Below are 23,391 nucleotides of genomic sequence, written 5' to 3' on the forward strand. Positions count from 1 at the left end.
GCCCGCTCTGCAAAAGAGTTTTCACCTGTCCGCTGTCGCTGTAGTCTCAATAGCGACTTTTTTAGCTGCGTACGATGTGAGTAACCTTTTCTCCTATTAAAACTAGAAAATTTTGCAATTTTGAGGAACGGACAGAACAACTATGGACTCCACGCTCATCACAACCCGCCCCGATGAAGAGGTACCGCCACTAAATCGCGCCCGCCGTGCAGCCTGGGGCAGCTTCGCTGGCGCAGTGGTCGACTGGTTCGATTTTTTACTGTATGGCATCACCGCCGCGCTGGTGTTTAACAGCGAATTTTTCCCGCAGATAGATCCGGCGATGGGCACGCTTGCCGCTTTCGCCACGTTTGGCGTCGGATTTTTATTCCGCCCGCTCGGCGGCATTGTCTTTGGTCATTTCGGCGATCGTCTCGGTCGCAAGCGAATGCTGATGATGACGGTCTGGATGATGGGGATCGCCACCGCCTGTATTGGTATTCTGCCCTCTTTTGCCACCATCGGCTGGTGGGCACCGGCGTTATTGGTCATCCTGCGCGCCATTCAGGGTTTCGCCGTTGGCGGCGAATGGGGCGGCGCGGCGCTGCTGGCAGTCGAAAGTGCGCCCTCCGGCAAAAAAGCCTTCTATAGCAGCGGCGTTCAGGTCGGATATGGCGTCGGGTTATTGCTCTCCACGGGGCTTGTGTCGCTCATCAGCAGCCTGACCACCAACGAACAGTTTCTGAGCTGGGGCTGGCGTCTGCCTTTCTTGTTCAGCATTGTACTGGTGCTCGGTGCGCTGTGGGTGCGTAACGGCATGGCGGAATCAGCCGAGTTTGAACGGGCGCAGACGCAACAACCGACGCAAATAAAAAAACGCCCGCCCGTATTTGAAGCGCTGTTTCGCCATCCGGGGGCGTTTTTGAAAATTATCGCCCTGCGCCTGTGCGAACTGCTGACCATGTATATCGTCACCGCTTTTGCGCTGAACTACTCGACGCAAAATCTGGGTTTACCGCGTGAGCTGTTCCTTAATATCGGCTTGCTGGTCGGCGGGATAAGTTGCCTGACCATTCCGTTATTCGCCTGGCTGGCGGATCGTTTTGGACGGCGGCGCATCTATATCACCGGCGCATTGATCGGCGCGCTGAGCGCCTTCCCGTTCTTTATGGCGCTGGAAATGCGCTCCATTTTCGGCGTGGTGATCTTCTCGTTACTGCTGGCCAATATCGCTCACGATATGGTGGTTTGCGTACAGCAGCCGATGTTCACCGAAATGTTCGGCGCGGGTTATCGCTACAGCGGCGCGGGTGTTGGTTACCAGGTCGCCAGCGTGGTTGGCGGCGGGTTTACGCCCTTTATTGCCGCCGCGCTGCTGAACTTTTCCGGCGGTGAGTGGCATTCCGTCGCCATTTATCTGCTGGCAGGCTGTCTGCTCTCCGCTCTGACAGCGATGCTGATGAAAACACCGCCGCACGCGCATCAATAAAAAAAGCCTCCGCATGCGGAGGCTCTGTTTCTTGTGACCCTTGTTAAATCTGGTAATCGATCGCCGCTTCGTCCGGCTCCATCACCTGGCGTTTGATATCGTCTACCGACAGCCCGGCGTTACACAGTTCAATAAAGCGCCAGACATAATTTCGTTGTAACTGGCCGCGTTTTAACCCTAACCAGACAGTATTGGCATCAAACAGGTGTTGCGTATCCAGCCGCACTAGTTTGCCCTCTTCGTTTTCGCCGCTCGATTGCTCCGCCACCAGCCCGACGCCCAGCCCCAGCTCGACATAGGTTTTGATAACATCGGAATCCTGCGCGCTCAGCACCACATCCGGGATTAACCCCTTGCGACCAAACGCTTCATCAATACGCGAACGTCCGGTTATCCCCTGGCGATAAGTGATAAGCGGCCAGCGGCTGATATCTTCGAGCGTTAACGGTGAGGATTGCGCCAGCGGGTGATCCGCCGGTACCAGCAAACTGTGGTGCCAGCGAAACCAGGGGAACGCCACGAGTGAGCTGTCATTGCTTAAGCGTTCGCTGGCAATGCCGATGTCTGCGCCACCGTTATGCAGCAGAGATTCAATCTCTTGTGGGGTGCCCTGAATCAACTCCAGCCGCACTTCCGGGAACAGCGCGCGAAAAGCTTTAATCACCGATGGCAAGCTGTAACGTGCCTGGGTATGCGTCGTCGCAATAGTCAGCACGCCAGAAGTGTCATTGGTAAAGAGATCGGCGAGCCTGCGCACATTGCTCGCTTCGTTAAGAATGCGCTCGGCAATCACCAGTAGCGCTTTACCGGGTTCCGTCATGCCCAACAAACGTTTGCCGCGACGGATAAAAATCTCAATCCCCAGCTCTTCTTCAAGCTCACGAATATGGCGGCTCACGCCGGATTGTGATGTGTAAAGCATGTTGGCGACTTCGGTCAGGTTGTAATCCCGCCGCGCCGCCTCGCGGATAATTTTGAGTTGCTGGAAATTCACCCTTCGCTGCTCCTGGCCTGTCAGACATGACGATATTGTTAAAGTCTGCGGCCAGGCAGAACAAATAATAAAAACCAGCATCTTATTCCATTAAGGAATAATGCTTAGCTCACCAGCTGCAACTCGTGGCTTTCCATTGCCGGGCGGCTGACTAATGACATTAAAATATCTTTCACCGCTTGCGCCTGCGGCGAGAGCGTGCCGCGCGCGGAAACGTTTAACGACAACGGCAGGTTCATCGACGGCGTGGTGATACGCGCCATCCAGCCGTTGGTCGCAGCGCACAGCGAACGCGCGGCAGACTCCGGCAGTACCGTCACGCCCATTCCGCTGGCAATCGCCGCCGTCAGCGTGGCGATCGACTCAATTTCGCCAATGATCTTCGCGGTCAGTCGACGCAGCGAAAAGGCTTCATCAACACGCAAACGGACAGCGCTGTAATCGCGCGGCAGGAAAAGATTCATATCGGCAACCGCCGTCAGATCGACGCTCTGGCCTGGGCAGTCACGCGTGCCCACCAGATACAGATCTTCTTTCAGCAGCGGCAGGCTGTTGATCCCCGCGCCAGGCGCGCGTTCATACAGCACCGCCATATCCAGTTGCCCGCTGAGCAATTTATCGTTCAGCGTTGAGCCGCTATTTTCATGCAGATAAACCATAACTTCCGGCAACTCGGTCCGCACCGCCTGCAACAACGGCATGGTGACGGAAGACGCAGCAGTGCCCGGTGCCAGGCCGATGGAGACTTGTCCCCGCAGGCACTGACCGACATTGTTTACCGCCAGTTGCGCCTGTTCGCATTGGCGCAAAATCGTCCGTGCATGGGTGTAGAGGATTTTGCCCGCTTCGGTCGGCGTCACACCGCGTTTGGTGCGAATAAGCAATTGCTGATCCAGCTCGCCTTCCAGAGTGGCAACCTGCTGGCTCAGCGCGGGCTGCGCAATGTGTAATACTTCGGCTGCCTGAGTCAGGCTTCCAATATCGACGATTTTTACGAAGTATTTCAGTCGTCTTAAGTTCATTTTGCCTCCTGTACGGGTACCAGTGCCAACGCCGGATGTGATGTAGCCAGAGGAGTTGCAATATGCTTGCCAGTTTTAGTTAGGCAAAATGAAAGGCGCTAACAGGCTGGATAATAAGAGATTCTAATTACGAGCGGGGGAATTATTACTGAAACAGTGGTTTGTATGATGCCCCATGGCGGATGCATTGCACAATTTTGGTGCAAATGCGCGCTTAAGTGCTTATCCCGGCAGCAGATTGCTGAAATAGTCAGCAAACGATCGCGACGGCACGATCCATCCTTTGACAAGGCTCTGGGGCATCGCTAATATTCGCCCCGTTCACACAATTCCTCTGTAGTTCAGTCGGTAGAACGGCGGACTGTTAATCCGTATGTCACTGGTTCGAGTCCAGTCAGAGGAGCCAGATTTAAAAAAGCCTGCTTTTAAGCAGGCTTTTTGCTTTTCTGCCAACCACACGCGATAAATCACTCACCTTTCATCCAGGCAAAACGTTGCTTTGCGAGCCGAGCGCGTGCGTCCCCTGCACCAGTCGCGGTTTTCAACCTCGCGTTTTTTCAGGTATTCCTGACCAGCAGCATTGTTGTGCTCAGGTCTTACGCTTGCCGATTGAGCAATAAAGGCAGTCCACCGTAAAAGTGAAGATGAACTCCCGTTGTTGCGATTTCTGGTTTGCCTGTAATGGCGAGGCTGACTGGGATAAGGCTTAACGGGCCTGCCTTCGCAGGCCCAGGAACGTGATGTCGCGGTGATTATCTGCCGGTATTAAAAAAGGCCACCGTCTGCGTCAGTCGACGGGTCTGCTCTTCCAGCGCACTGGCCGCCGATACCGCATGCTGAACCAGAGCGGTGTTCTGCTGCGTGACCGCATCAATTTGCACAATCGCTTCGTTAACATGGCTGATGCCTTTACTCTGCTCCTCGGTCGCGACGGAGATTTCCGACATGATGTCCGAGACGCGCCGTACCGCCACAATCATGTCGTCGATACTGCTGCCGGCAATTTTGATTTGTGACGAGCCGTTATTGACGCGCGTGACAGACTCTTCCACCAGCCCTTTAATCTCCTGCGCTGCCTGCGAACTGCGCAATGACAAACTGCGCACTTCACCGGCGACCACCGCGAAGCCTCTGCCCTGTTCACCCGCTCTGGCTGCTTCAACCGCCGCGTTCAGCGCCAGAATATTGGTCTGAAACGCGATGCCATTGACCACCTCGATAATGCTCGCTATTTTCCCGGCGCTCTCGGAGATACCGTTCATGGTTTCATTCATACTCTGCATTACCACACCGCCGCGCGAAGCAATATCCACAGCTTCACTCGCCAGATGACGCGCCTGCCCGGCGTTCTCCGCGTTTTGTTTCACGGCGGCGGTGATCTCTTCCATGCTGGACGAGGTGCGCTCCAGCGACATCGCCTGCTGCTCGGAATGTGAGGCAATTTGTTGATTTCCGCCAACAATATCATGGGTGCTGGTGTTAATGATCTCCGCCCCTTCACGGATATCATTGATCACGGCGGTCAGTTGCTCACGCATCACGCCCATTTCGTGGATCAGGCTTGAGTTGTCCCCGGATTTTTTATCCACCGTCTGCGAAAGATCCCCCGCGGCAATCCGCGCGGCGACATCAACGGCATAACGAGGTTCGCCCCCAAGTGCCAGCAACGTTCCCCGGTTGATGAGATAGACGATCACCGACAGCAAAATACTGATAGCCACAAATTCAATCAGGTTCTGATACAGCGAAACCCGAAACGCCGCGTCGATATCATCCACATACAGACCGGTGGTGATGATCCAGCCCCAGGGCGTCCACGGAATGCTGTAAGCGATTTTCGGCTGAGCTTCCGTCTCGCCGGGGCGCGGAAAAACATAAGCGGTAAACCCGGCCTGATTATCACGGGTAACCGCAACCATATCTCTGAAGATGTAGGCACCATTGGCATCCGCAACCTGTGGCCCCTGACCAATCAGCTTGGCGTTGATCGGATGCATAATCACTTCAGCCTGGGTATTGAGAATCGTGAAGTATCCCGTTTCTCCATAGCGTAAATCCTTAATTAACTGGGTTGCACGCTGCTGCGCTTCCTGTTGCGTGATCGCCCCTTTATCAACCAGCGCGGCCTGTGTTTTGACGATACTCAGCGCCAGTTGCGAAACATGCCGCAACTCGTTTTTGCGCAGTGACAGTTGGTCTTCTTTGACCGTAAAAGAGCTGTAGAGCAGTGTCCCGGCAAGGCACACCAGCGCCACGATGAGAGGGAGCCAAAGTTTTTGCGCGAGGGATAGTTTCATGGCATGAGTACCTATTGTTGTTTTATATGGCGGGTACAGCATCGGCTTCGGGCATTCGAACCGCGCCTTATCTCTATATCGGAAATAAAAAAAAACGAGTTAATCGATAGAAGTTGTATATCTTTCACAACTTAACCGTTTTGAGGTTATGAAAAAGTAACTGATTAATAAATAGAGTGTTATTTTTGGCGGGTTAATGCAGCCAGCGAAAGTCTTATTAATAAATAAGAACGCCGTCACATTCATGCGCGAAGGCGTCTCCGAGAGGTAACAGCACTCCCGCCGCATTCGCTAAGGAGTCCTCGCCGTTTTTGCGCGTACTGCGCAACGTCTGGCCTACGGTCAGGTTGTTTACGTGTTGCGCGTAGTTTGCGGGTGCGACAGTTCTTTCAACATTTTCTGCAACCACTGCGCCGCCCCGCGCTTGCCGCTGCGTTTATGGGAATAAATCTTCACCTCGAACGGCGGAACCGCAAAAGGCAGCGCAAAAATGGTAATCCTTGCCGCCTGTTTTAACTTTTCCGCTGCCGAACGCGGAAGCGCCATCAGCAGATCGCTGTCGGCGATAATAAAAGGCGCGCTGAGCATCGAGGGGGTTTTTATCGCCACCTGTCGCGTATAACCCAGACGTTCGAGTTCACAATCCAGCACACCTTTGCTTTCATTCCACGGCGTTACCACCAGGTGGCGCGCGGCAAGGTAATCGTCCAGCGTTAACTGTTGCCTGTGTTGATTGCTGATAACGACATATTCATCTGCAAACAAGCCGATCTCATCCAGCTCTGCGTAATGAATATCCTGCGGCGCGCTAAACCCCAGCGCGAAATCCACTTCTCCTGCCAGCAGCTCATTAAGCGCCGGGCTATGAGGCAAATAGCGAAACTCAAAACGCAGGCCGGGCGCTGTATGCTGTAATGCGGCCATCAGCGCGGGGAAAATGCTAAACACGGTGAAATCAGTGATCGCGACCTGCAAACAGTCTGTGGTCGTTGCGGGATTAAACTCCGCGTGCGGGGTGAGTTCATGGTTGAGATGCGCTAATGCCGACGCAATGGCGGGCGCAAGCTGGCTGGCATAAACGCTTGGGCACATTACGTGCCCTTCCCGGTAAAATAACGGGTCGTTGAGCGTCACACGTAGTCTTGAGAGCGCGTGGCTGAGTGCCGATGTGCTCATCGCCAGTTCTTCTGCCGCCTGGCGCACAGAACGGTGGCGGTAGACCGCGTCGAAAACGGGTAACAGGTTGAGATCAAGACGCCGTAACGTGGGATGCATAATATTCATCGAGTAGTGATTTCATTGCACTTAATTCTTTGCACAATACCGCTTATGCTGGCGGCCATCAATTTTGAACTCCCGGTAACAACAACAGGAAACGCAATGAGCATCACCATCCGCCCGGCCCGCCCGACTGACGCAAGCGCTATTTTTGCGATGATTTATGAACTGGCGGTGTATGAAAAAGCGCCTGAAGAAGTGATCACCACAGCAGATGAGATCCGCGAAACCCTGTTTGGCCCTGAGAGCAAAACGGAAGCCTTAATCTGTGAAATCGAAGGCAAAGCCGTGGGTTATGCGGTTTTCTTCACCAGTTATTCGACCTGGCTTGGCCGCAACGGCATTTACATGGAAGATCTCTACGTTTCGCCCGATTTTCGCGGTAACGGTGCCGGAAAAGCGATGCTGCAAAAGATTGCGCAGTATGCCGTTGAGCGCCGCTGCGGTCGTCTGGAGTGGAGCGTGCTCGACTGGAACCAGCCGGCCATTGATTTTTACCAGAGCATTGGCGCGCGGGCGCAAAGTGAATGGGTGCGTTACCGGCTGGATGGCGATGCCCTGCTGAAATTCGCCGAAAGCCCCGGCGCTTAATCTTTCTCCATTAACCCGCCACGGCGGGTTTTCGCTTATTCATCATCGGGTTCGTCTCACGCCTCGCTTAAAGATCCCGCGCTTACTGCCGATAAAAATTGTGCAGCTATACTCATAGCTGTTCTCTGGTTGTTTTTTCTACAATAAAGGATTTACAGCATGGATCCGATACAAATTGCATCATTAGCCAGCAGCCTTGACTCTTATCAGCTTGATAACCAAGTCAACACGCTGGTGCTGAAAAAAGCGCTCGATACCCAGAAAACGATCGCCAGCGACTTGATTCAGCAGATCCCGCAGTTACCTTCCAACCCGGCAATCGGTCGTAATATCAATACCACCGCCTAACCCGGTTTGCCCGCTGGCGTTTGCGGTAACAGCGTCAACCGGCAAGTTTGCAAGCCCGCCTCGTGCGGGCTTTTTTGTTTCTTCGCTTGCCTGGAATGGTAAATCGGCGTAGCCTCTGCCGAATTAAAACCGATCGGTCTAAATTATGAATGGCGAAACAGCAGCACGGCAAAAACCCCGCCGCGGACGGCCGCCAAAAGTCGAGCGCGACTTTACCGATACCCGCCAGGAGCTGATTCGCTCCGGCCTGGAAGTGCTAACCGAAACCGGCTATCTGTCGGCGGGCATTGATGCGGTGATCAAAAATATCGCGGTTCCTAAAGGCTCGTTTTATCACTGCTTTAAAAGCAAGCAGGAATTTGGCATGGCAGTGCTGGCCGCTTACGGCGACTTTTTCGCGCATAAACTGGATAAATTTTTAACCGATACCCAGCACTCCCCGCTGCAACGCATGGCCGCCTTTGTGCACCACGCGGGCCAGGGAATGGCGAAATACGATTTCCGCCGTGGTTGCCTGGTGGGCAACCTGTTGCAGGAAACGCCACTGTTACCGGAAGCCTTCCCGGCGCGCCTGAAAGCCATCCTCACCGACTGGGAAACGCGCGTCGCAACGTGTCTGGATGAAGCAAAAGTCTGCGGCGAACTGCCGCCAGATGCCGCGAGCCGCGAACTGGCCAGGGTGTTCTGGTCCGGCTGGGAAGGCGCAGTAATGCGCGCCAAACTGTTCCGCTCCGTCGAGCCGCTGGATCAGTACTGGAAATTTTTCCACCACAGCATAACAACCGCCCCTGCTGCGTGAAGCATGACGGGGGATGGAGCATCTGCACAGGACGGCGAAAACGCCGAAAAATACACCTCATCCGACGAGGAAAACGCAGTCATGAAAGCATTAGTTCTGGAACAGAATGAGAATAAAACCCTGGCGGAAGTGAAAGAGGTCGACCAGCCCGCATTGGGTGAAGGCGACGTTCGGGTCGATATTGACTGGTCCAGCCTTAACTACAAAGACGCGCTGGCTATCACCGGTAAAGGTAAAATCATTCGCCAGTTCCCGATGGTGCCAGGCATTGATTTTTGCGGTCGCGTGAGCGAAAGCCGCGATGCGCGCTTTACTCCCGGCCAGGCCGTGATCCTCACCGGCTGGGGCGTGGGCGAAAACCACTGGGGTGGACTTGCCGAGCAGGCCTGCGTAAAAGGGGACTGGCTGGTGGCGCTGCCGGAAAGTTTACGTGCGCGCAATGCGATGATCATTGGCACCGCTGGTTTTACCGCCATGCTGTGCGTCATGGCGCTGCAGGATGCCGGGATTAAACCGCAGGATGGTACCGTGTTGGTCACCGGTGCCAGTGGCGGCGTTGGCAGCACCGCTGTCGTGCTGCTGAAAGCGCTGGGCTACACCGTTGCCACCGTAACCGGTCGCGAATCTACCCATGATTTTCTGCGTAAGCTGGGCGCCGATGAGATCCTGCCGCGCAGCGATTTTGAACAGACCCGTCCGCTGGAAAAACAGCTGTGGGCCGGTGCGATTGATATGGTTGGCAACCACGTGTTAGCAAAAGTGCTGGCGCAGACGAACTACGGCGGATGCGTTGCCGCATGCGGTCTGGCAGGCGGTTTCGAACTGCCGACCACCGTGATGCCGTTTATTCTGCGAAACGTGCGTTTACAGGGCGTGGATTCCGTGATGGTGCCAACCGCACAGCGCGGCGCGGTGTGGGAAAATCTCGCACGTACGTTGCCAGAAAGTTACTACCAGCAGGCGGCAACCGAAATTACGCTGGAACAGGCTCCGGCAACCGCTGCCGATTTCCTCAATAATAAAATCCAGGGCCGTACACTGGTGAAAATCAGCGGCTAATCCGCCTTCCGGCGCGCGCTGTCGCGCCGGATTGTTCCCTCATCCGTTTCCTCTGAATCCCGTTGCGCGCTGCTTTCGTTTCACATTCCTGTGACATACTATCGGCTACAGCCGTAGAGCAGATAAGGAGATAAAGATGAATAATAAGGGTGCAACTCTGACCCCGGAACAAGCGCTGGATCAACTTGAAGCGCTGTATGACCGTTCCGTCGAGGCCCTTCGTCAGGCGATCGCTCGCTATATTGACGACGGTCAGCTTCCCGATACCGAAGCCCGCTCACAAGGGTTATTCGTCTATCCGCAGTTATCCGTAAGCTGGAATGGCAGCGCGACGAACCCACCGAAAACCCGCGCCTACGCCCGCTTCACCCATTCGGGCTGTTACACCACCACCATCACCCGCCCTTCGCTGTTTCGTCCCTATTTACTCGAACAATTAACCCTGCTGTGTCAGGACTATGGCGCTCATATCGAGGTGGGGTTATCCGCGCATGAAATCCCGTACCCTTACGTGATTGACGGTTCGGAGCTGACGCTGGACAGGTCAATGAGCGCGGGCTTAACGCGCCATTTTCCCACTACCGAACTGGCGCAGATTGGCGACGAGACCGCCGATGGCCTGTTCCACCCGACCGAGCTTTACCCGCTTTCCCATTTTGATGCGCGCCGTGTCGATTTCTCGCTGGCGCGACTGCGCCACTACACCGGCACGCCGGTTGAACATTTCCAGCCGTTTGTGTTGTTTACCAACTACACGCGTTATGTCGATGAGTTCGTGCGCTGGGGCTGTAACGAGATCCTCAATCCCGATAGCCCTTACGTCGCGCTCTCCTGCGCGGGCGGCAACTGGATCACTGCCGATACGGAAGCGCCGGAGCAGGCCATTTCTGATCTGGCGTGGAAAAAACACCAGATGCCGGCCTGGCACCTCGTCACCGCTGACGGTCAGGGCATTACGCTGATAAATATTGGCGTTGGCCCGTCGAACGCGAAAACCATTTGCGATCATCTGGCCGTGCTGCGCCCGGATGTCTGGCTGATGATTGGCCACTGCGGCGGCCTGCGTGAAAGCCAGTCGATTGGCGATTACGTACTGGCGCATGCCTACCTGCGCGATGACCACGTGCTGGATGCCGTGCTGCCGCCGGATATTCCGATCCCGAGCATCGCTGAAGTGCAACGTGCGCTATACGACGCGACCAAAGAGGTCAGCGACATGCCGGGTGAGGAGGTTAAACAGCGGCTGCGTACCGGCACGGTGGTCACCACCGACGATCGCAACTGGGAGCTGCGTTATTCCGCTTCCTCCCTACGCTTTAACCTGAGCCGCGCGGTGGCGATAGATATGGAAAGTGCCACCATTGCCGCGCAGGGTTATCGCTTCCGCGTGCCGTATGGCACCCTGCTCTGCGTTTCTGACAAACCGCTGCACGGCGAGATCAAACTTCCCGGCCAGGCCAACCGTTTTTACGAAGGGGCGATTTCCGAGCATTTGCAAATTGGCATCCGCGCCATCGACCTGCTCCGCGCAGAGGGCGATCGCCTGCACTCGCGTAAATTGCGCACCTTTAACGAACCGCCATTCCGATAACAATTAAAAAGGATTAACCATGCAAACCCCGACACCGTTACAAGCGTTACGCGATCGGCTGGTCGCCCTGGAGCTTGACGGCATGATTGTTCCGCGTGCCGATGCGCACCAGAGCGAAGACTGCGCGCCACATGACAATAAACTCCAGTGGCTCACCGGCTTTACCGGTTCTGCCGGGCTGGCGCTGGTGCTGCGTGACAAAGCGCTGCTGTTTGTGGATGGTCGCTACCAGGTGCAGGTGCGCAGCGAAGTCGATCTCCATGATTTTGCGATCCACCATTTGCACAACGAACCGCTGGATCAGTGGTTAAACGCTTCCTTGCCTGCGGGCAGCCGCATCGGCTTTGAGCCGCTGCTGATGGTCAACAGCCAGTTTCAGGCGCTGAACGCCACGCACTGTGAACTGGTGGCGCTGGACAGCGATCCATTCGACGTCATCTGGACCGATCGCCCGGCGGCACCGTACGGCGCGATCCGTGAAATGCCGCTGGCGATAAGCGGTGAAAGCAGTGCCGATAAACGCGCACGCATCGCGCGGGTGCTGGCGGAAAAAGGGGCGGATTACCTCGCGATTACGCTGCCGGATAATATCGCCTGGCTGCTGAATATTCGCGGTTCGGACATTGCGATGAACCCGGTGGCGCACTCCTTCGCCCTGCTCAGCCGCGAAGGTGCCGTCGAATGGTTTGTCAATCCACAGAAAACCGCCGGTTTATCTGCGCAGCTCACCTCCACGCTGACGCTGCATGATGTCGGGGATTTCCTGCCGCGTTGCCAGCAGATCGCTGCCGGAAAACGCATCCTGCTCGACGGTGATTTCGCGCCGGTAGCGCTGCGTTTCGCTATTGAACAGCAGGGGGGCGAAGTGCTGTGGAGCGCCGATCCTATTACCTTTATCAAAGCGCATAAAAACGCGACCGAATTGGCAGGCTACCGCGAAAGCCACCAGCAGGATGGCGTGGCGTGGGTCAATTTCCTCGCCTGGCTGGCGCGCGAAGTGCCCGCCCGGGAAGCGGCGGGTAACCCGGTAACCGAACTGGAAGCGCAGCAAAAACAGCTGGCATTCCGCCAGCGGCAACCCGGCTTTATTGAACAGAGTTTCAGCACCATTTCAGCCTCTGCCAGCAATGCGGCGATGTGCCATTACCACAGCAGCGAAAAAACCAATAAAGCCATCACCAGCGCCAATTTCTATTTGAATGATTCCGGCGGCCAGTACCAAAACGGCACCACTGACGCGACGCGTACCCTGTCGTTTGGCGCACTCAATGCTCAGCAACGGCTGCACTACACCGCCGTGCTGAAAGGCTTTTTATCGATGTTCACCCTGCAATTTCCTGCAGGTACGCACGGCCACCAACTGGATGCGTTTGCCCGCCGCGCGCTGTGGGATTTAGGGCTGGATTTCGATCACGGCACCGGTCATGGCGTTGGTCATCAGTTGCTGATCCATGAGCAGCCGCAACGCATTGCGAAAAAGGTCAACCCCTGGCCGCTGTCGGCGGGCAACATTATGACTATTGAGCCGGGTTACTATTTAGCGGACAACTATGGCATTCGTATCGAAAACCAGGTGGAAGTGGTGGAAAGCCAGCCGGGATTCTGCCGCTTTGCTTCGCTGACGCTTATTCCCATCGATTTAAGCCAGGTGGAATGGAGCCTGTTGAGCGAACAGGAGCAGCAGTGGCTGGATGATTATCACCAGCAGGTGCGCGACACCCTGTCGCCACTGGTTGATGACGATGCCCGCGCGTGGCTTAATGCAGCCACTGCACCGCTGCGCGTGCAGGCAAGCTAAGCGTTCGGTTCATTCACAAACCCGCTGCGGCGGGTTTTATTTTACTCCGTGCAGGCATAATGGCTTTTCAGCGCTTCTTTACCAGCGTATCGCCGCCCGAACTGACGATGTCGATAGCCTTTGTCATCGCGATGCATTGCTGCTTCAACGAGAAATTCCCGCAGGGAAAACGCTAAGTTGCGGGATGTGAGAACGCAGAAAAGCAAAAAGCCTGCTTAAAAGCAGGCTTTTTTAAATCTGGCTCCTCTGACTGGACTCGAACCAGTGACATACGGATTAACAGTCCGCCGTTCTACCGACTGAACTACAGAGGAATCGTGTGAACGGGGCGAATATTAGCGATGCCCCAGGCCCTTGTCAAAGCCTGATTTTCACATTTTGGTGCGTTTGCCGAATTATTCTCCATTCTGTGCAGAAATGGCGCTTTTTTGCGGCTTTGGATACTTCCACAGCCAGCGTCCGCTGACCATACGCCAGTAAAAGAGCGCGCCGCGCACCGCCCAGTCAAGGAACATCCCGAGCCAGACCCCAACCACGCCCATACCGAGCATAATCCCGAGGGTATAACCGGCGACGACGCGACAACCCCACATTCCAAGCATGGACACCCACATGGCGAAACGGGCGTCGCGCGCGCCTTTCAGTCCGGCGGGTAGCACCCAGGATGCCGCCCAGATGGGCATAAATGCCGCGTTAAGCCAGAGAAGCACTTTAACCACCTCTTTTACATCCTCTTCCTGGGTGTAAAACGAGGCGAAAAGCCCGGCAAACGGCGCGGTTCCCCAGGCAAGCATCGTCAGTAACAGCGTCGAGAGCCAGAATACATGCCGCAACTGGCGCTCAGCCTGGCTTATCTGTCCTTTGCCCAGTCGTTTACCGGTAATAATTGTGGAGGCGGAACCCAGCGCGTTGCCCGGCAGGTTAATTAGCGCCGCAACGGAGAAAGCAATAAAGTTACCGGCGATAACGTTGGTGCCCATACCGGCAACGAACATTTGCGTCAGCAGCTTGCCGCCGTTAAACAGCACCGATTCGATACTGGCGGGGATGCCGATACCCATCACTTCCCAGATAATGCTGAAGTTGAGCTTTTCGAAGTAACTTTTTAGCGGAATACGCAGCGCCGGGTTAAAGCCAATCATCAGTACCCAGATAATCGCCACCGCGCCAATATAGCGGGAAATGGTCAGCCCCAGCCCTGCCCCGGCGAAGCCCATCCCTTTCCAGCCGAAGAGACCATAGATCAGCACGCTGCTGATAAGAATATTGAGGATATTCATGCCGCCGTTAATCAGCAGCGGGATTTTGGTATTGCCCGCGCCGCGCAGCGCACCGCTGCCAATCAGCGCAATGGCCGCAGCCGGGTAGCTGAGAACCGTCAGTTCAAGGTAGGTCAGCGCCAGCGCCTTGACCTCCGCCGTTGCCGCCCCGGCGATAAAATCGATAATTTCCGTACCGTAGTAGTGGATCACCGCCGCCAGCACAATCGAAAACAGCGTCATGATCACCAGCGACTGGCGCGTCGCCGCCCTCGCCCGCTCGCCATCCAGCTTACCGAGGCTGAAGGCCACCACCACCGTGGTTCCCAGGTCGATTGCCGCAAAAAATGACATTACCACCATGTTAAAACTATCGGCAAGACCTACCCCCGCCATCGCCTCTTTGCCCAGCCAGCTTACGAGGAAGGTGCTGAGCACGCCCATCATCAGGACGCAGGTGTTTTCGAGGAAGATAGGTACGGCAAGGGGGGTGATTTCTCGCCAGAATAAAACACGGTAGCTTTTACGCTTTCTGTACCACGGCGTGCGCATGACAGCCTGGCGAAGAGGAGTAACGACGTTCAAATTGGTCCTTAGCCGCAAAAGGTGAAATCACATTTCAAATGATGGGGGAGAAACCGTGATCCTGCAAAGCATTTCCACAGAAAACGATGATAATGAACTCAAATTGTCGATGGATTCGGCAGTCAGCACACCCTGCGAGAAATGAGGTTTGACAAAAGATTTTTCGCCGCTAAGATAAGCCTCCACAACGATTCCTCTGTAGTTCAGTCGGTAGAACGGCGGACTGTTAATCCGTATGTCACTGGTTCGAGTCCAGTCAGAGGAGCCAGATTCAAAAAAAGCCTGCTTTCAAGCAGGCTTTTTGCTTTTTATCGCTCCGCTAAACATAGCGATAAGTTTTTCCCCTTCAGAAACCGCCCTTTCCGCTTCTTGAGCATCAAGCTGAACCTGTAACGTAATCCATTGAAAATGTTTGCTTACCTTAATGCTATGCTCACGGCTTGCAGAAAGTACCGACATGCGTGATCAATACCGCGCGACAGGAAATAGAAAAACAAGTGACCAGCTCTCCAGTCACGCCGCGCCTTTTAAGGCCAAACATTTCAGGGTTAACCACCATGCGCAACCGTTTTACGACTCGTACAGCAAAACGCCTTTTCACCACCGCCCTCCTTCTTTTTACTGTTGCAGGCCATGCAGATGTTGTAGAGCAAGCCCCGGAATATCAACAGATTAACGGGTTGATAAGAGAGCCGCTTTTGCTGGCGGTCACCTTAGATAATGGTCAGCCGGCCGTGCTGGATGCCTTTGTGACACGCATGGACAGCCAAACGCCTTTACCCGTGGTGTTAATCACTAATGGAACCGTTGGCAGTGCTGAATTTGATCGCTGGATAATCAACCCGAACCGTTATGCCTCAGCGGCTATCGCTTTTGCGCGCCACGGTTATGCGGCGGTGGTGGTCCTGCGCCAGGGCTACGGGCAATCAAGCGGTGCGGCGGAGTATGCCGATGGTTCCTGCGCGCAACCTTTACATCTGCGGGCCGGGGAGCAGGATACCCGTAACCTGCTCGCGGCCCTCGAAGCCGTGCGCCACCAGCCGTGGGCCGCAGCCGATAACGCGATCCTGGCCGGGATGTCCGCAGGCGGTTTTGCGGTGCTTGCTGCTGGTGCGGCTAATCCACCAGGCGTTAAGGCGGTGATCAATTTCGACGGCGGAAGGGGCGCGATTGACGGGAAATCACTCTGCGATAAAGCCGGTCTGCTGCAAGCCTACGCACGTTACGGGAAAACAGCTAATATCCCGTCCCTGTGGCTGTATGCGAAAAATGATAAATCCTTCCCGCCGTCGATGGGCAAAGAGATGTTTGATGCCTATCAGCAGGGAAGCCACACGGCGCAATTCATCACGATGCCTGCCTTCGGTAATAATGGCCATGTCTTTATGGATTCAGCGCCGGAAAGTTTCTGGTGGCAGACGGTGGCCACATTTCTAAAACAGCAGCATTTACCGACCAGCGAAGCTGTGCCTCTGCCCGAAACGCACCTGCCTGCACCGCCCGCGCTTAATGCCGCCGGGAAAAAGGCGTTCTCAGAATATGCAGCAACACAACGCTATGAAAAAGCCTTTGCCACGGACGAGGACGGCGACTGGGGCGCGGCGTACTGGGCCAGAAACAGCCGTCAAGCCGCAGAAACGGCGCTAAGCATCTGTCAACAGGAGCAGCGTCCGGGCGCGGGCAACTGTACGGTGTACGCCATTAATAACCATCTCGTAACCGCAAACACGCCTTAGCCCCCACAGAAACCAGTCACAGAGAAAACACACTCAGCATGGGTTGCCAGAATGGCAACCCATGCTGAGTCTGGTCATAACGTCAAAGCGCTTCTATTGGATATCATTCATGTATCCTGTTTACGTTGCCGAGGTTTATAAAATGCGGCCGGATAGGTTTTTTCGTAATACCCTTTCATTTCAACTTCATCAAGTGAAAGTGCCCGACGCAAATGAAGCGAACATAAAATAACGGGAGTAATTAACACCACAACGGCACCGGAAATAACGGTAAACGGAACCACGCCTAATAAACTGATATACCAGCCAGCAATGGCCACGCCAAAAGGGTTGGCCAGGCTGGATAAAAAGCCTGCCATGGCGCTCATTCTCGTTCGGTAATTACGGGGAGTTGCCGTTGAGCGCAGCGTACTGAGGTTGACGTTAATAAAAATAAACGCCATACCGCAAAAGAACGCCAGCAAAATAGACATATAGATATTTCCCATCAGGACAATTGCCATGACGCTGCTGCCCAACAGGACAAAGCCAAATAAAACATTCTTGAGCCGTCCCGCCCACGCTCTTACAAAAGCGTTTATATAAAGACTACTGGCAATGAGTCCCAGAGCAAATGAAAATTCAAACGCGCCAAGATAGGTGGCGGGAAGCTTTAATTCAGTGCTGATCCAGTAGGGTATCGTCACGGAAAAGAAAGGGAACATCGTAAAGTTAATAACAGAGGAGACCAGCGCAATATGAAGCTCAGATTTAACATGGTAAATTGCTTTAAATGCTCCCTTAGTTTTATAAAACCAGCTCTCCTTTTCGCCAGTTGAAACGGCTTCCACATCATATTTAAACCATAAAATAATAAATGCGATACAAGATGATGCATAAACTAGCGCAGAAATATACAACGCAACACCAGCGGAAAAAAGTGAAATAAGCGAGGCCGCAATCACCGGCCCTATCAACATAATAAAGGAATTAATGGTCGAGCGGTGCGATATAGCTTGCGTCACTTTCCCTTCTGCAACGAGATCGGGAATAAGCCCCATATCAGTAAGTACATTCTCAATGCCGGTAATAACCCTGAGCACTTCCCCGGGATGTCACAACCACTTACCCGATTCCAGCCAGTTGCGAACTACAGCGCTTAAACGTATGTTGGTGATCATTCTGCTGGTTATTCATTGCGTTAGATAATGAGGAAAAATGGAATCACTGTTTGTTTACGGGACGCTTCGCCCCGGTCATTCGAATGCACATATTCTGGAAAATATCGGTGGAGAGTGGCTGCCTGGTTACGTTACGGGAACATTTTATGAATTTGGCTGGGGAGCCGCCGCCGAATTCCCCGGCATTGTGCTGGATAAAGACGGTTCCCGGGTTGATGGTTACCTGTTTGTATCCGCTAATCTCGCGGCGCACTGGACGATGCTGGACGAATTCGAAGAGGGCTACGATCGTGTTCGGGTGGATGTGACCACGCTCGACGGCAAGCATGTGACGGCATGGATTTATCAACTGCAACCGCAGGAAAAAGCATAGCATCGCTGTGATTAACAGCCTTCATCGCAAAATGCCTCATGTCAGAGGCAAGTCTGCGAAACTTTTCTGTTGAACCAGGCCCTCTTTTGCGGGGCTTGTGCCTCGCTAACCGTTAAGCCACAAAACGCTGGCGGTTTGCAAAATACCGGAACCTGTTCGAAGCAAATCCAACACCGGCGATACCGCTTCTCGCAGGCCGCCCCACGTCAGTAGCCCCCATCGTTATTAACCATGTTGAGTTGAACTCACAGCAGACCGCACAATTATTCGTTTTTCAAACCGCACATTATCAATAATACTCATCGCGTAAGCCTGGCAGCGCGCTGCTATTTAAATATGAAACAGGATCTGCGTGACGTTTTAAAAACGTTCATTTAAAGCACCTGTCATATACTGGCAGGCCATGCGTTATTTTCGACACGGGATTTATTAACAATGACACAAAGCTGCCAGCACTATTTTCAGTATCGCCAGTTAATACCGCACAATGAAATTCATAAGGCACATTAAATGACTTTAGAAATTTTAAATTATTTAATTGAAATTGCATCAAATAGCACCCAACCTTCTTCTGAAGCCCAGCGGAAGACGCATTATGATCACAGCCCGCCTGATGAGCTATCCGCCTTTATTGCGGCACTCTCGTCAGAAAAGACGAATAGCGATATTTTGTCAAGAATGAAATATCGCTTACAGCTACTTTCAACTGCACAAAGAGATCATAAAAAAGCAGAAGAGTTGTTATTAGCCAACATATCATCTGATAAAGAAGCGTTCCCGTTAATTGATTTTACAGACTGGCCAATTGTCCGTTACGCCGTTTCAGGAGAATTACAAACTGCGGAATCAGAAGAGTATTTCAACACTATTTCTACGGCGGCGGCGACAATACGTTCCGCGATTGTTGATGGCGAACGCGCTAAAGGGGCGCCGACATTTTCTACTGTTGAAAAAGTCCTGGCGCTGAACAGCGCGTTACCCGAACGGTACAAAGCGATGGCAAATATCCTCTACTGATGTTTTGCACGTTCGGGGATGTTTGCGATGTCCGCTTCCGGCGGCGAGCGGACATAAAAAATGCACTTTCGCGCTTTTGAAAATCACGGCAACAGAACTACTCGTTGCCCCACTGATTCAGAAACGTCGCAATCTCGTCAATACGCAGCGCGTCAATACCCGCTTCATTGGCCATTTCCTGCTGCGCCTCTTCACTGATTTCTTCGTTATTCATCAAACGGGTGATCAGTAGCTGGAAATAGTGCGCCAGCGCATCGCGTTCTGATTCTTTTACCGTTTTTTCGGTTTCCGTCGAATACTCATCAACGATGTCATAAAATTTAAGCGGTATTTCGTTACTCATACATTCCCCCGGAGGTTAAAATCGTTTGCAATGGTTATTACCACATCAAATCATCGGGCACTTTAAAATCAGCGTACGGATCATCTTCATCTTGATCTTCCTGACTAAGCGCGCTGTTTAACACAATACTGTTCGCATCCCGCTGAGCGATTTTATCGGCTACGATTGCGGGAATAATCGCATATTCACTCTCATCCTTGCCATCAACAACCAGACGAGCAATGGCGAGACGACCGCTAATCAATTGTGCCTGCGTATTTTTATCCACCACTATTTTTTTAATTAACTTATTATCTGTGAAATTAAAATCAATATTGCCTTTGGCAATAGTGATCCTGTTCATTTCAATAAGTTGCTTAACCTGCGCTTTATATTCTTTTGATAACGCCGCTTGTTTTTGTTGCTCGCTTAATTGCTTATCGCGCTCAAGCTGTGCTTTTTTATTCTCTTCCACGGCTTCTCTTGCCTCACGCGCCTGAACACGTGATTTTTTGGCAGTGCGCTGGACTTTAGCCATTTTCTTGCTGGTTACTAATCCCGCTTTGAGCATCTGCTCTTGTAAAGTGAGTTTTGTCATTTTCGTCTGTAAACCGGTTGAACATTGGGTCGGATTATAGCTGTAATTGCTGCGAAGAGACCAGATTGTGGAATCGACTCATTACCCGCGAAGCGCAAACATTGCGCTCGCCATTCCACACTCGCACGGGGCGAAAGCATTGCTCTGGCGGGACGGATTGAACAGAAAAACGGGAACCACAGCGAACAGTAAATGATGCCGAAACGCGGTTTAGAAAAACGCCGGTTTCGGCAGCAAACCAATCTGGATGTTTTAGACGTTAAGCAGCTTAACCGTCGCATCCACGTCTATCTCGTCTTCGGAGAAAATCAGGGTCGTACCCTGAAAAGTGGTGATTGCCAGTTTTTTTAGCGAACGCATTTCGCCAGGCTTAGTCGCGGATTTCGGCCGGATACTTCCCATCAGCGCGCCAACGGAGAGCACGGCATTGTCTTTATCGATGCGGGTATCGACAGGAACTTCTTCGCTGTATACCAGATAAGATTTGATCGACGTAAGCTTAATTCGTTCACCTGCGATATAGATGTATTTGCTTTCCGGGACAACTTTCACCGCATAAGCAGACAACCCTTTGTTGTTTGTCGTGGGTTCGAACGTTACCGCCGCATCTTTTTTAATCAACTCAGGGTTGGCGACCTTAATCACATGAAAGTAACGGTTTTCGCCGTTTTCATCTTTGATAAATCCAAAACCTTTATCTTTAAACCAGGTTGTGATCTTTCCGTTCATCGCCTTACCACCTACTTAATCGTTCATTTGCTCTGTTTTTTGCAGCGCGCAGTGTAAAGCACAATGCCTGCGCCGACTACGTCTTTGGCTCAAGTGTCGGTGATAAATTTCTGTACTGCAAAACGAAATGCGGCGCTTTACAAAGCGCCGCAAGAAAAGGAAGTTATGCTTTCAACTGCAGTTTCACATCAATCACGCCAGCCCATCCCCGGCGCGACATGCTTGAGAATCGACTCAATCACGTGCGCATTATAATCCACGCCTAATTGATTCGGCACGGTCAGCAGTAGCGTATCTGCTTCAGCAATGGCCTCATCTTTTTTCAGCTGCTCGATCAATTTATCCGGTTCTGCGGCGTAGCTGCGGCCAAAAACAGCGCGGGTTTTCTCATCAAGAAAGCCGATTTTATCGCTGTCATCACGGCTGCCACCAAAGTAAGCCCGATCACGATCGTCCATGAGCGCGAAGATACTGCGACTAACGGAGACGCGCGGTGTGCGCGAGTGCCCTGCTGCTTTCCAGGCTTCACGGTAGGCCCGAATCTGCTGCGCCTGCTGGATATGGAACGGTTCACCGGTTTCATCATCTTTCAGCGTGGAGCTTTGCAGGTTCATCCCCAGTTTTGCCGCCCAAACCGCTGTCGCGTTTGAGCCTGCGCCCCACCAGATACGTTCGCGCAAACCTTCAGACCAGGGTTCCGGGCGCAGCAAGCCTGGTGGGTTCGGGAACATCGGCTGCGGGTTCGGTTTGGCAAACCCTTCGCCGCGCAGCACATCCAGAAACGTTTCCGTATGATGGCGCGCCATATCCGCATCGGTTTCGCCTTCCGCCGGCTGATAGCCAAAATAGCGCCAGCCATCAATAACCTGTTCCGGTGAGCCCCGGCTGATACCCAACTGCAAACGACCGCCGGAAATCAAATCCGCCGCGCCGGCATCTTCCGCCATATACAACGGGTTTTCATAGCGCATATCAATAACGCCGGTGCCAATCTCTATTTTGTGGGTTTTGGCGCCAATAGCGGCCAGTAACGGGAAAGGTGAGCTGAGCTGACGGGCAAAGTGATGCACTCGGAAATACGCGCCGTCCGCACCAAGTTCTTCAGCGGCAACCGCCAGATCGATGGATTGCAGCAGCGTATCAGCCGCCGAACGCGTCGCAGATTGCGGCGAAGGTGTCCAGTGACCAAATGACAAAAATCCGATCTTCTTCATGGCGTCGTTGTCCTTCTGTTCAGGGAGGTAATCAGCAGACGGGGGAATTTCCCGTCCAGGATTGTCCTTACTCTACGCACTCCATGAGAAGAATAAATACCGATTGTTTAACCTTAGAGTTCAAATTTATTGATAAACCATTCTATAGCGGTTGTTTATCTATCGGATGATTCACCGCAGGCGCACTAATATTTACCGGCATACCGGAACGGCGCTCCAGTTCCTGGCTTGCGCGGTTCGCATCGATGCCTTCGTCTTTCATTAGCGCATGTAGCACCGGAGTGGCAGGCAGCGGCACTTTATTGCTGGACTCAAACTCAGCGCGATTGCGAGATAGCGGTTCGTGAACTTCCACCCAACTGCTGCCATCCGGCTCGGTGGTGATTTTGACCGGCTGGTCGATAATCTGTACCCGTGTTCCCACAGGCACATTGTCGAAGAGGTATTTAATGTCATCGCTGCGTAAACGGATACAGCCCTGGCTGACGCGCAACCCAATGCCAAAATTAGCGTTCGTGCCGTGAATAGCGTACAGCTTTCCAATATAAATAGCATAAAGCCCCATCGGGTTATCCGGCCCGGCAGGCACAAACGCAGGTAAGGTTTTTCCCTCTTTCTCGTACGCTTTCCGCGTATTCGCCGTAGGTGTCCAGGTCGGCCCTTCCTGCTTGCGTTCCACCGCAGTCACCCAATTGCGCGGCGTTTCGCGTCCGGCCTGGCCGATGCCAATCGGTAAGATCTCGACCGTATTCGACTGTTTGGGGTAATAGTAGAGGCGCATTTCCGCAACGTTAATCACAATGCCTTCGCGAACAGTCGCAGGCAGAATCACCTGCTGCGGAATAACCAGTTGTGAACCGGCTTTCGGTAAAAAGGGATCGGCATCCGGGTTGGCTTCGAGCATATTACTCAGCCCCTGTCCGTATTTCGCGGCAAACGCTTCCAGCGGGAAGGTGTTGTCATGAGGAATGGTGATAGTTAACGGGCTGCCCACCAGACGGCTGCCTTCCGGCGGCAGCGGATAGCTCACAGCCTGCGCGCCCTGGGCGCAGAGTAACGCAACACAACAGCAAAAAAGTTTAACGCAGCGCATCATCTTATCCTCAGGCGCAACGGGTATTTGCTAATCATAGTTTGCTTTGTGGGTTTTCTC

The 23,391-nt window shown here is 53.4% G+C and carries 23 protein-coding genes and 3 tRNA genes; 12 read left to right on the forward strand and 14 right to left on the reverse strand.

The features are described 5' to 3' along the window. Positions 1 to 142: 142 nt before the first annotated feature. Positions 143 to 1,468: a shikimate transporter gene (gene shiA, locus RT644_RS07195; protein ID WP_020454220.1), complete on the forward strand. Its 1,326-nt coding sequence runs from the start codon at positions 143 to 145 to the stop codon at positions 1,466 to 1,468. A 43-nt stretch (positions 1,469 to 1,511) separates the two neighbouring features. On the opposite strand, the gene cbl is transcribed toward shiA, so the two are convergent. Together cbl and nac are read right to left on the reverse strand one after the other, a co-directional pair. After that, complete coding sequence (gene cbl / locus RT644_RS07200; protein ID WP_020454221.1) at positions 1,512 to 2,462, reverse strand: HTH-type transcriptional regulator Cbl; 951 nt, start codon at positions 2,460 to 2,462, stop codon at positions 1,512 to 1,514. A gap of 104 nt (positions 2,463 to 2,566) precedes the next feature. Then, positions 2,567 to 3,484: a nitrogen assimilation transcriptional regulator NAC gene (gene nac / locus RT644_RS07205; protein WP_086873058.1), complete on the reverse strand. Its 918-nt coding sequence runs from the start codon at positions 3,482 to 3,484 to the stop codon at positions 2,567 to 2,569. A gap of 330 nt (positions 3,485 to 3,814) precedes the next feature. Between nac and RT644_RS07210 the strand changes: the two genes are divergently transcribed. Continuing rightward, positions 3,815 to 3,890 (forward strand) — tRNA-Asn (locus RT644_RS07210). 346 nt (positions 3,891 to 4,236) lie between these two features. Here the strand turns inward: RT644_RS07210 and RT644_RS07215 are convergent. Next, the gene (locus RT644_RS07215; protein ID WP_313626264.1) at positions 4,237 to 5,781 is read right to left on the reverse strand and encodes a methyl-accepting chemotaxis protein; all 1,545 of its coding nucleotides are present in this window, start codon (positions 5,779 to 5,781) and stop codon (positions 4,237 to 4,239) included. A gap of 351 nt (positions 5,782 to 6,132) precedes the next feature. Continuing rightward, complete coding sequence (locus tag RT644_RS07220; RefSeq protein ID WP_269230753.1) at positions 6,133 to 7,065, reverse strand: LysR family transcriptional regulator; 933 nt, start codon at positions 7,063 to 7,065, stop codon at positions 6,133 to 6,135. Positions 7,066 to 7,161: 96 nt separating this feature from the next. Between RT644_RS07220 and RT644_RS07225 the strand changes: the two genes are divergently transcribed. The 6 genes from RT644_RS07225 to RT644_RS07250 all read left to right on the forward strand — a co-directional run bounded on the left by RT644_RS07225 (position 7,162) and on the right by RT644_RS07250 (position 13,245). Then, a complete protein-coding gene (locus RT644_RS07225; RefSeq protein WP_313626265.1) occupies positions 7,162 to 7,650 on the forward strand; it encodes a GNAT family N-acetyltransferase in 489 nt (162 codons plus the stop codon). 159 nt (positions 7,651 to 7,809) lie between these two features. Beyond that, positions 7,810 to 7,998, forward strand: a complete 189-nt coding sequence (locus RT644_RS07230) for a YjfB family protein (protein WP_017458405.1) — start codon at positions 7,810 to 7,812, stop codon at positions 7,996 to 7,998. 145 nt (positions 7,999 to 8,143) lie between these two features. Further along, entirely contained in the window at positions 8,144 to 8,797 is a 654-nt protein-coding gene (locus RT644_RS07235; protein ID WP_409521836.1) for a TetR family transcriptional regulator C-terminal domain-containing protein, read from the forward strand. An 81-nt stretch (positions 8,798 to 8,878) separates the two neighbouring features. Next, positions 8,879 to 9,856, forward strand: coding sequence for an MDR family oxidoreductase (locus RT644_RS07240; RefSeq protein ID WP_313626266.1), 978 nt, complete (start codon positions 8,879 to 8,881; stop codon positions 9,854 to 9,856). A gap of 136 nt (positions 9,857 to 9,992) precedes the next feature. Then, positions 9,993 to 11,447 (forward strand): AMP nucleosidase, encoded by a 1,455-nt coding sequence (locus RT644_RS07245; RefSeq protein WP_313626267.1) that lies wholly within the window; start codon positions 9,993 to 9,995, stop codon positions 11,445 to 11,447. Positions 11,448 to 11,466: 19 nt separating this feature from the next. After that, positions 11,467 to 13,245, forward strand: coding sequence for an aminopeptidase P family protein (locus RT644_RS07250; protein WP_313626268.1), 1,779 nt, complete (start codon positions 11,467 to 11,469; stop codon positions 13,243 to 13,245). Positions 13,246 to 13,483: 238 nt separating this feature from the next. Here RT644_RS07250 and RT644_RS07255 read toward each other — a convergent pair. The 3 genes from RT644_RS07255 to RT644_RS23625 all read right to left on the reverse strand — a co-directional run bounded on the left by RT644_RS07255 (position 13,484) and on the right by RT644_RS23625 (position 15,275). Next, a tRNA-Asn gene (locus RT644_RS07255) sits at positions 13,484 to 13,559 on the reverse strand. 81 nt (positions 13,560 to 13,640) lie between these two features. Beyond that, positions 13,641 to 15,107 carry an EmmdR/YeeO family multidrug/toxin efflux MATE transporter gene (locus RT644_RS07260; RefSeq protein ID WP_409521837.1) on the reverse strand — a complete coding sequence of 489 codons (1,467 nt, stop codon included), beginning with the start codon at positions 15,105 to 15,107 and terminating at the stop codon, positions 13,641 to 13,643. A gap of 9 nt (positions 15,108 to 15,116) precedes the next feature. Beyond that, entirely contained in the window at positions 15,117 to 15,275 is a 159-nt protein-coding gene (locus tag RT644_RS23625) for a DUF5951 family protein (protein WP_353609784.1), read from the reverse strand. 6 nt (positions 15,276 to 15,281) lie between these two features. Between RT644_RS23625 and RT644_RS07265 the strand changes: the two genes are divergently transcribed. Continuing rightward, positions 15,282 to 15,357, forward strand: a tRNA-Asn gene (locus tag RT644_RS07265). A gap of 20 nt (positions 15,358 to 15,377) precedes the next feature. Here RT644_RS07265 and RT644_RS07270 read toward each other — a convergent pair. Next, the gene (locus RT644_RS07270) at positions 15,378 to 15,548 is read right to left on the reverse strand and encodes a hypothetical protein (protein ID WP_160269596.1); all 171 of its coding nucleotides are present in this window, start codon (positions 15,546 to 15,548) and stop codon (positions 15,378 to 15,380) included. 98 nt (positions 15,549 to 15,646) lie between these two features. On the opposite strand from RT644_RS07270, the gene RT644_RS07275 reads away from it, so the two are divergent. Beyond that, positions 15,647 to 16,825, forward strand: coding sequence for a CocE/NonD family hydrolase (locus tag RT644_RS07275; protein WP_313626269.1), 1,179 nt, complete (start codon positions 15,647 to 15,649; stop codon positions 16,823 to 16,825). Between the two features lie 107 nt (positions 16,826 to 16,932). On the opposite strand, the gene RT644_RS07280 is transcribed toward RT644_RS07275, so the two are convergent. Beyond that, a complete protein-coding gene (locus RT644_RS07280; protein WP_313626270.1) occupies positions 16,933 to 17,907 on the reverse strand; it encodes an MFS transporter in 975 nt (324 codons plus the stop codon). Between the two features lie 115 nt (positions 17,908 to 18,022). Here RT644_RS07280 and RT644_RS07285 point away from each other — a divergent pair, with 115 nt between their 5' ends. Both RT644_RS07285 and RT644_RS07290 read left to right on the forward strand, forming a co-directional pair. Then, the gene (locus tag RT644_RS07285; protein ID WP_045510554.1) at positions 18,023 to 18,358 is read left to right on the forward strand and encodes a gamma-glutamylcyclotransferase family protein; all 336 of its coding nucleotides are present in this window, start codon (positions 18,023 to 18,025) and stop codon (positions 18,356 to 18,358) included. 510 nt (positions 18,359 to 18,868) lie between these two features. After that, positions 18,869 to 19,375, forward strand: a complete 507-nt coding sequence (locus tag RT644_RS07290) for a hypothetical protein (protein ID WP_313626271.1) — start codon at positions 18,869 to 18,871, stop codon at positions 19,373 to 19,375. Between the two features lie 97 nt (positions 19,376 to 19,472). On the opposite strand, the gene RT644_RS07295 is transcribed toward RT644_RS07290, so the two are convergent. The 5 genes from RT644_RS07295 to ldtA form a co-directional block, all read right to left on the reverse strand. After that, complete coding sequence (locus RT644_RS07295) at positions 19,473 to 19,718, reverse strand: DUF2543 family protein (RefSeq protein WP_097405711.1); 246 nt, start codon at positions 19,716 to 19,718, stop codon at positions 19,473 to 19,475. A 37-nt stretch (positions 19,719 to 19,755) separates the two neighbouring features. Next, positions 19,756 to 20,295, reverse strand: a complete 540-nt coding sequence (locus RT644_RS07300) for a DUF2058 domain-containing protein (protein WP_044489404.1) — start codon at positions 20,293 to 20,295, stop codon at positions 19,756 to 19,758. A 252-nt stretch (positions 20,296 to 20,547) separates the two neighbouring features. Next, complete coding sequence (locus RT644_RS07305; RefSeq protein WP_020454238.1) at positions 20,548 to 21,024, reverse strand: cold-shock protein; 477 nt, start codon at positions 21,022 to 21,024, stop codon at positions 20,548 to 20,550. A gap of 188 nt (positions 21,025 to 21,212) precedes the next feature. After that, the gene (locus RT644_RS07310; RefSeq protein ID WP_045510566.1) at positions 21,213 to 22,238 is read right to left on the reverse strand and encodes an LLM class flavin-dependent oxidoreductase; all 1,026 of its coding nucleotides are present in this window, start codon (positions 22,236 to 22,238) and stop codon (positions 21,213 to 21,215) included. 142 nt (positions 22,239 to 22,380) lie between these two features. Beyond that, complete coding sequence (ldtA, locus tag RT644_RS07315) at positions 22,381 to 23,331, reverse strand: L,D-transpeptidase (protein WP_313626430.1); 951 nt, start codon at positions 23,329 to 23,331, stop codon at positions 22,381 to 22,383. Positions 23,332 to 23,391: the final 60 nt, after the last annotated feature.

The sequence above is a fragment of the Kosakonia sp. genome (genome assembly GCF_032104925.1).
Lineage (GTDB): Bacteria > Pseudomonadota > Gammaproteobacteria > Enterobacterales > Enterobacteriaceae > Kosakonia.

Coding starts and splice junctions, on each gene's coding strand:
- shiA (WP_020454220.1), top strand. CDS start 143: ATGGACTCCACGCTCATCACAACCCGCCCCGATGAAGAGGTACCGCCA.
- nac (WP_086873058.1), bottom strand. CDS start 3,484: ATGAACTTAAGACGACTGAAATACTTCGTAAAAATCGTCGATATTGGA.
- RT644_RS07215 (WP_313626264.1), bottom strand. CDS start 5,781: ATGAAACTATCCCTCGCGCAAAAACTTTGGCTCCCTCTCATCGTGGCG.
- RT644_RS07220 (WP_269230753.1), bottom strand. CDS start 7,065: ATGAATATTATGCATCCCACGTTACGGCGTCTTGATCTCAACCTGTTA.
- RT644_RS07225 (WP_313626265.1), top strand. CDS start 7,162: ATGAGCATCACCATCCGCCCGGCCCGCCCGACTGACGCAAGCGCTATT.
- RT644_RS07230 (WP_017458405.1), top strand. CDS start 7,810: ATGGATCCGATACAAATTGCATCATTAGCCAGCAGCCTTGACTCTTAT.
- RT644_RS07235 (WP_409521836.1), top strand. CDS start 8,144: ATGAATGGCGAAACAGCAGCACGGCAAAAACCCCGCCGCGGACGGCCG.
- RT644_RS07240 (WP_313626266.1), top strand. CDS start 8,879: ATGAAAGCATTAGTTCTGGAACAGAATGAGAATAAAACCCTGGCGGAA.
- RT644_RS07245 (WP_313626267.1), top strand. CDS start 9,993: ATGAATAATAAGGGTGCAACTCTGACCCCGGAACAAGCGCTGGATCAA.
- RT644_RS07250 (WP_313626268.1), top strand. CDS start 11,467: ATGCAAACCCCGACACCGTTACAAGCGTTACGCGATCGGCTGGTCGCC.
- RT644_RS07270 (WP_160269596.1), bottom strand. CDS start 15,548: ATGTCGGTACTTTCTGCAAGCCGTGAGCATAGCATTAAGGTAAGCAAA.
- RT644_RS07275 (WP_313626269.1), top strand. CDS start 15,647: ATGCGCAACCGTTTTACGACTCGTACAGCAAAACGCCTTTTCACCACC.
- RT644_RS07285 (WP_045510554.1), top strand. CDS start 18,023: ATGGAATCACTGTTTGTTTACGGGACGCTTCGCCCCGGTCATTCGAAT.
- RT644_RS07290 (WP_313626271.1), top strand. CDS start 18,869: ATGACTTTAGAAATTTTAAATTATTTAATTGAAATTGCATCAAATAGC.
- RT644_RS07295 (WP_097405711.1), bottom strand. CDS start 19,718: ATGAGTAACGAAATACCGCTTAAATTTTATGACATCGTTGATGAGTAT.
- RT644_RS07300 (WP_044489404.1), bottom strand. CDS start 20,295: ATGACAAAACTCACTTTACAAGAGCAGATGCTCAAAGCGGGATTAGTA.
- RT644_RS07305 (WP_020454238.1), bottom strand. CDS start 21,024: ATGAACGGAAAGATCACAACCTGGTTTAAAGATAAAGGTTTTGGATTT.
- RT644_RS07310 (WP_045510566.1), bottom strand. CDS start 22,238: ATGAAGAAGATCGGATTTTTGTCATTTGGTCACTGGACACCTTCGCCG.
- ldtA (WP_313626430.1), bottom strand. CDS start 23,331: ATGCGCTGCGTTAAACTTTTTTGCTGTTGTGTTGCGTTACTCTGCGCC.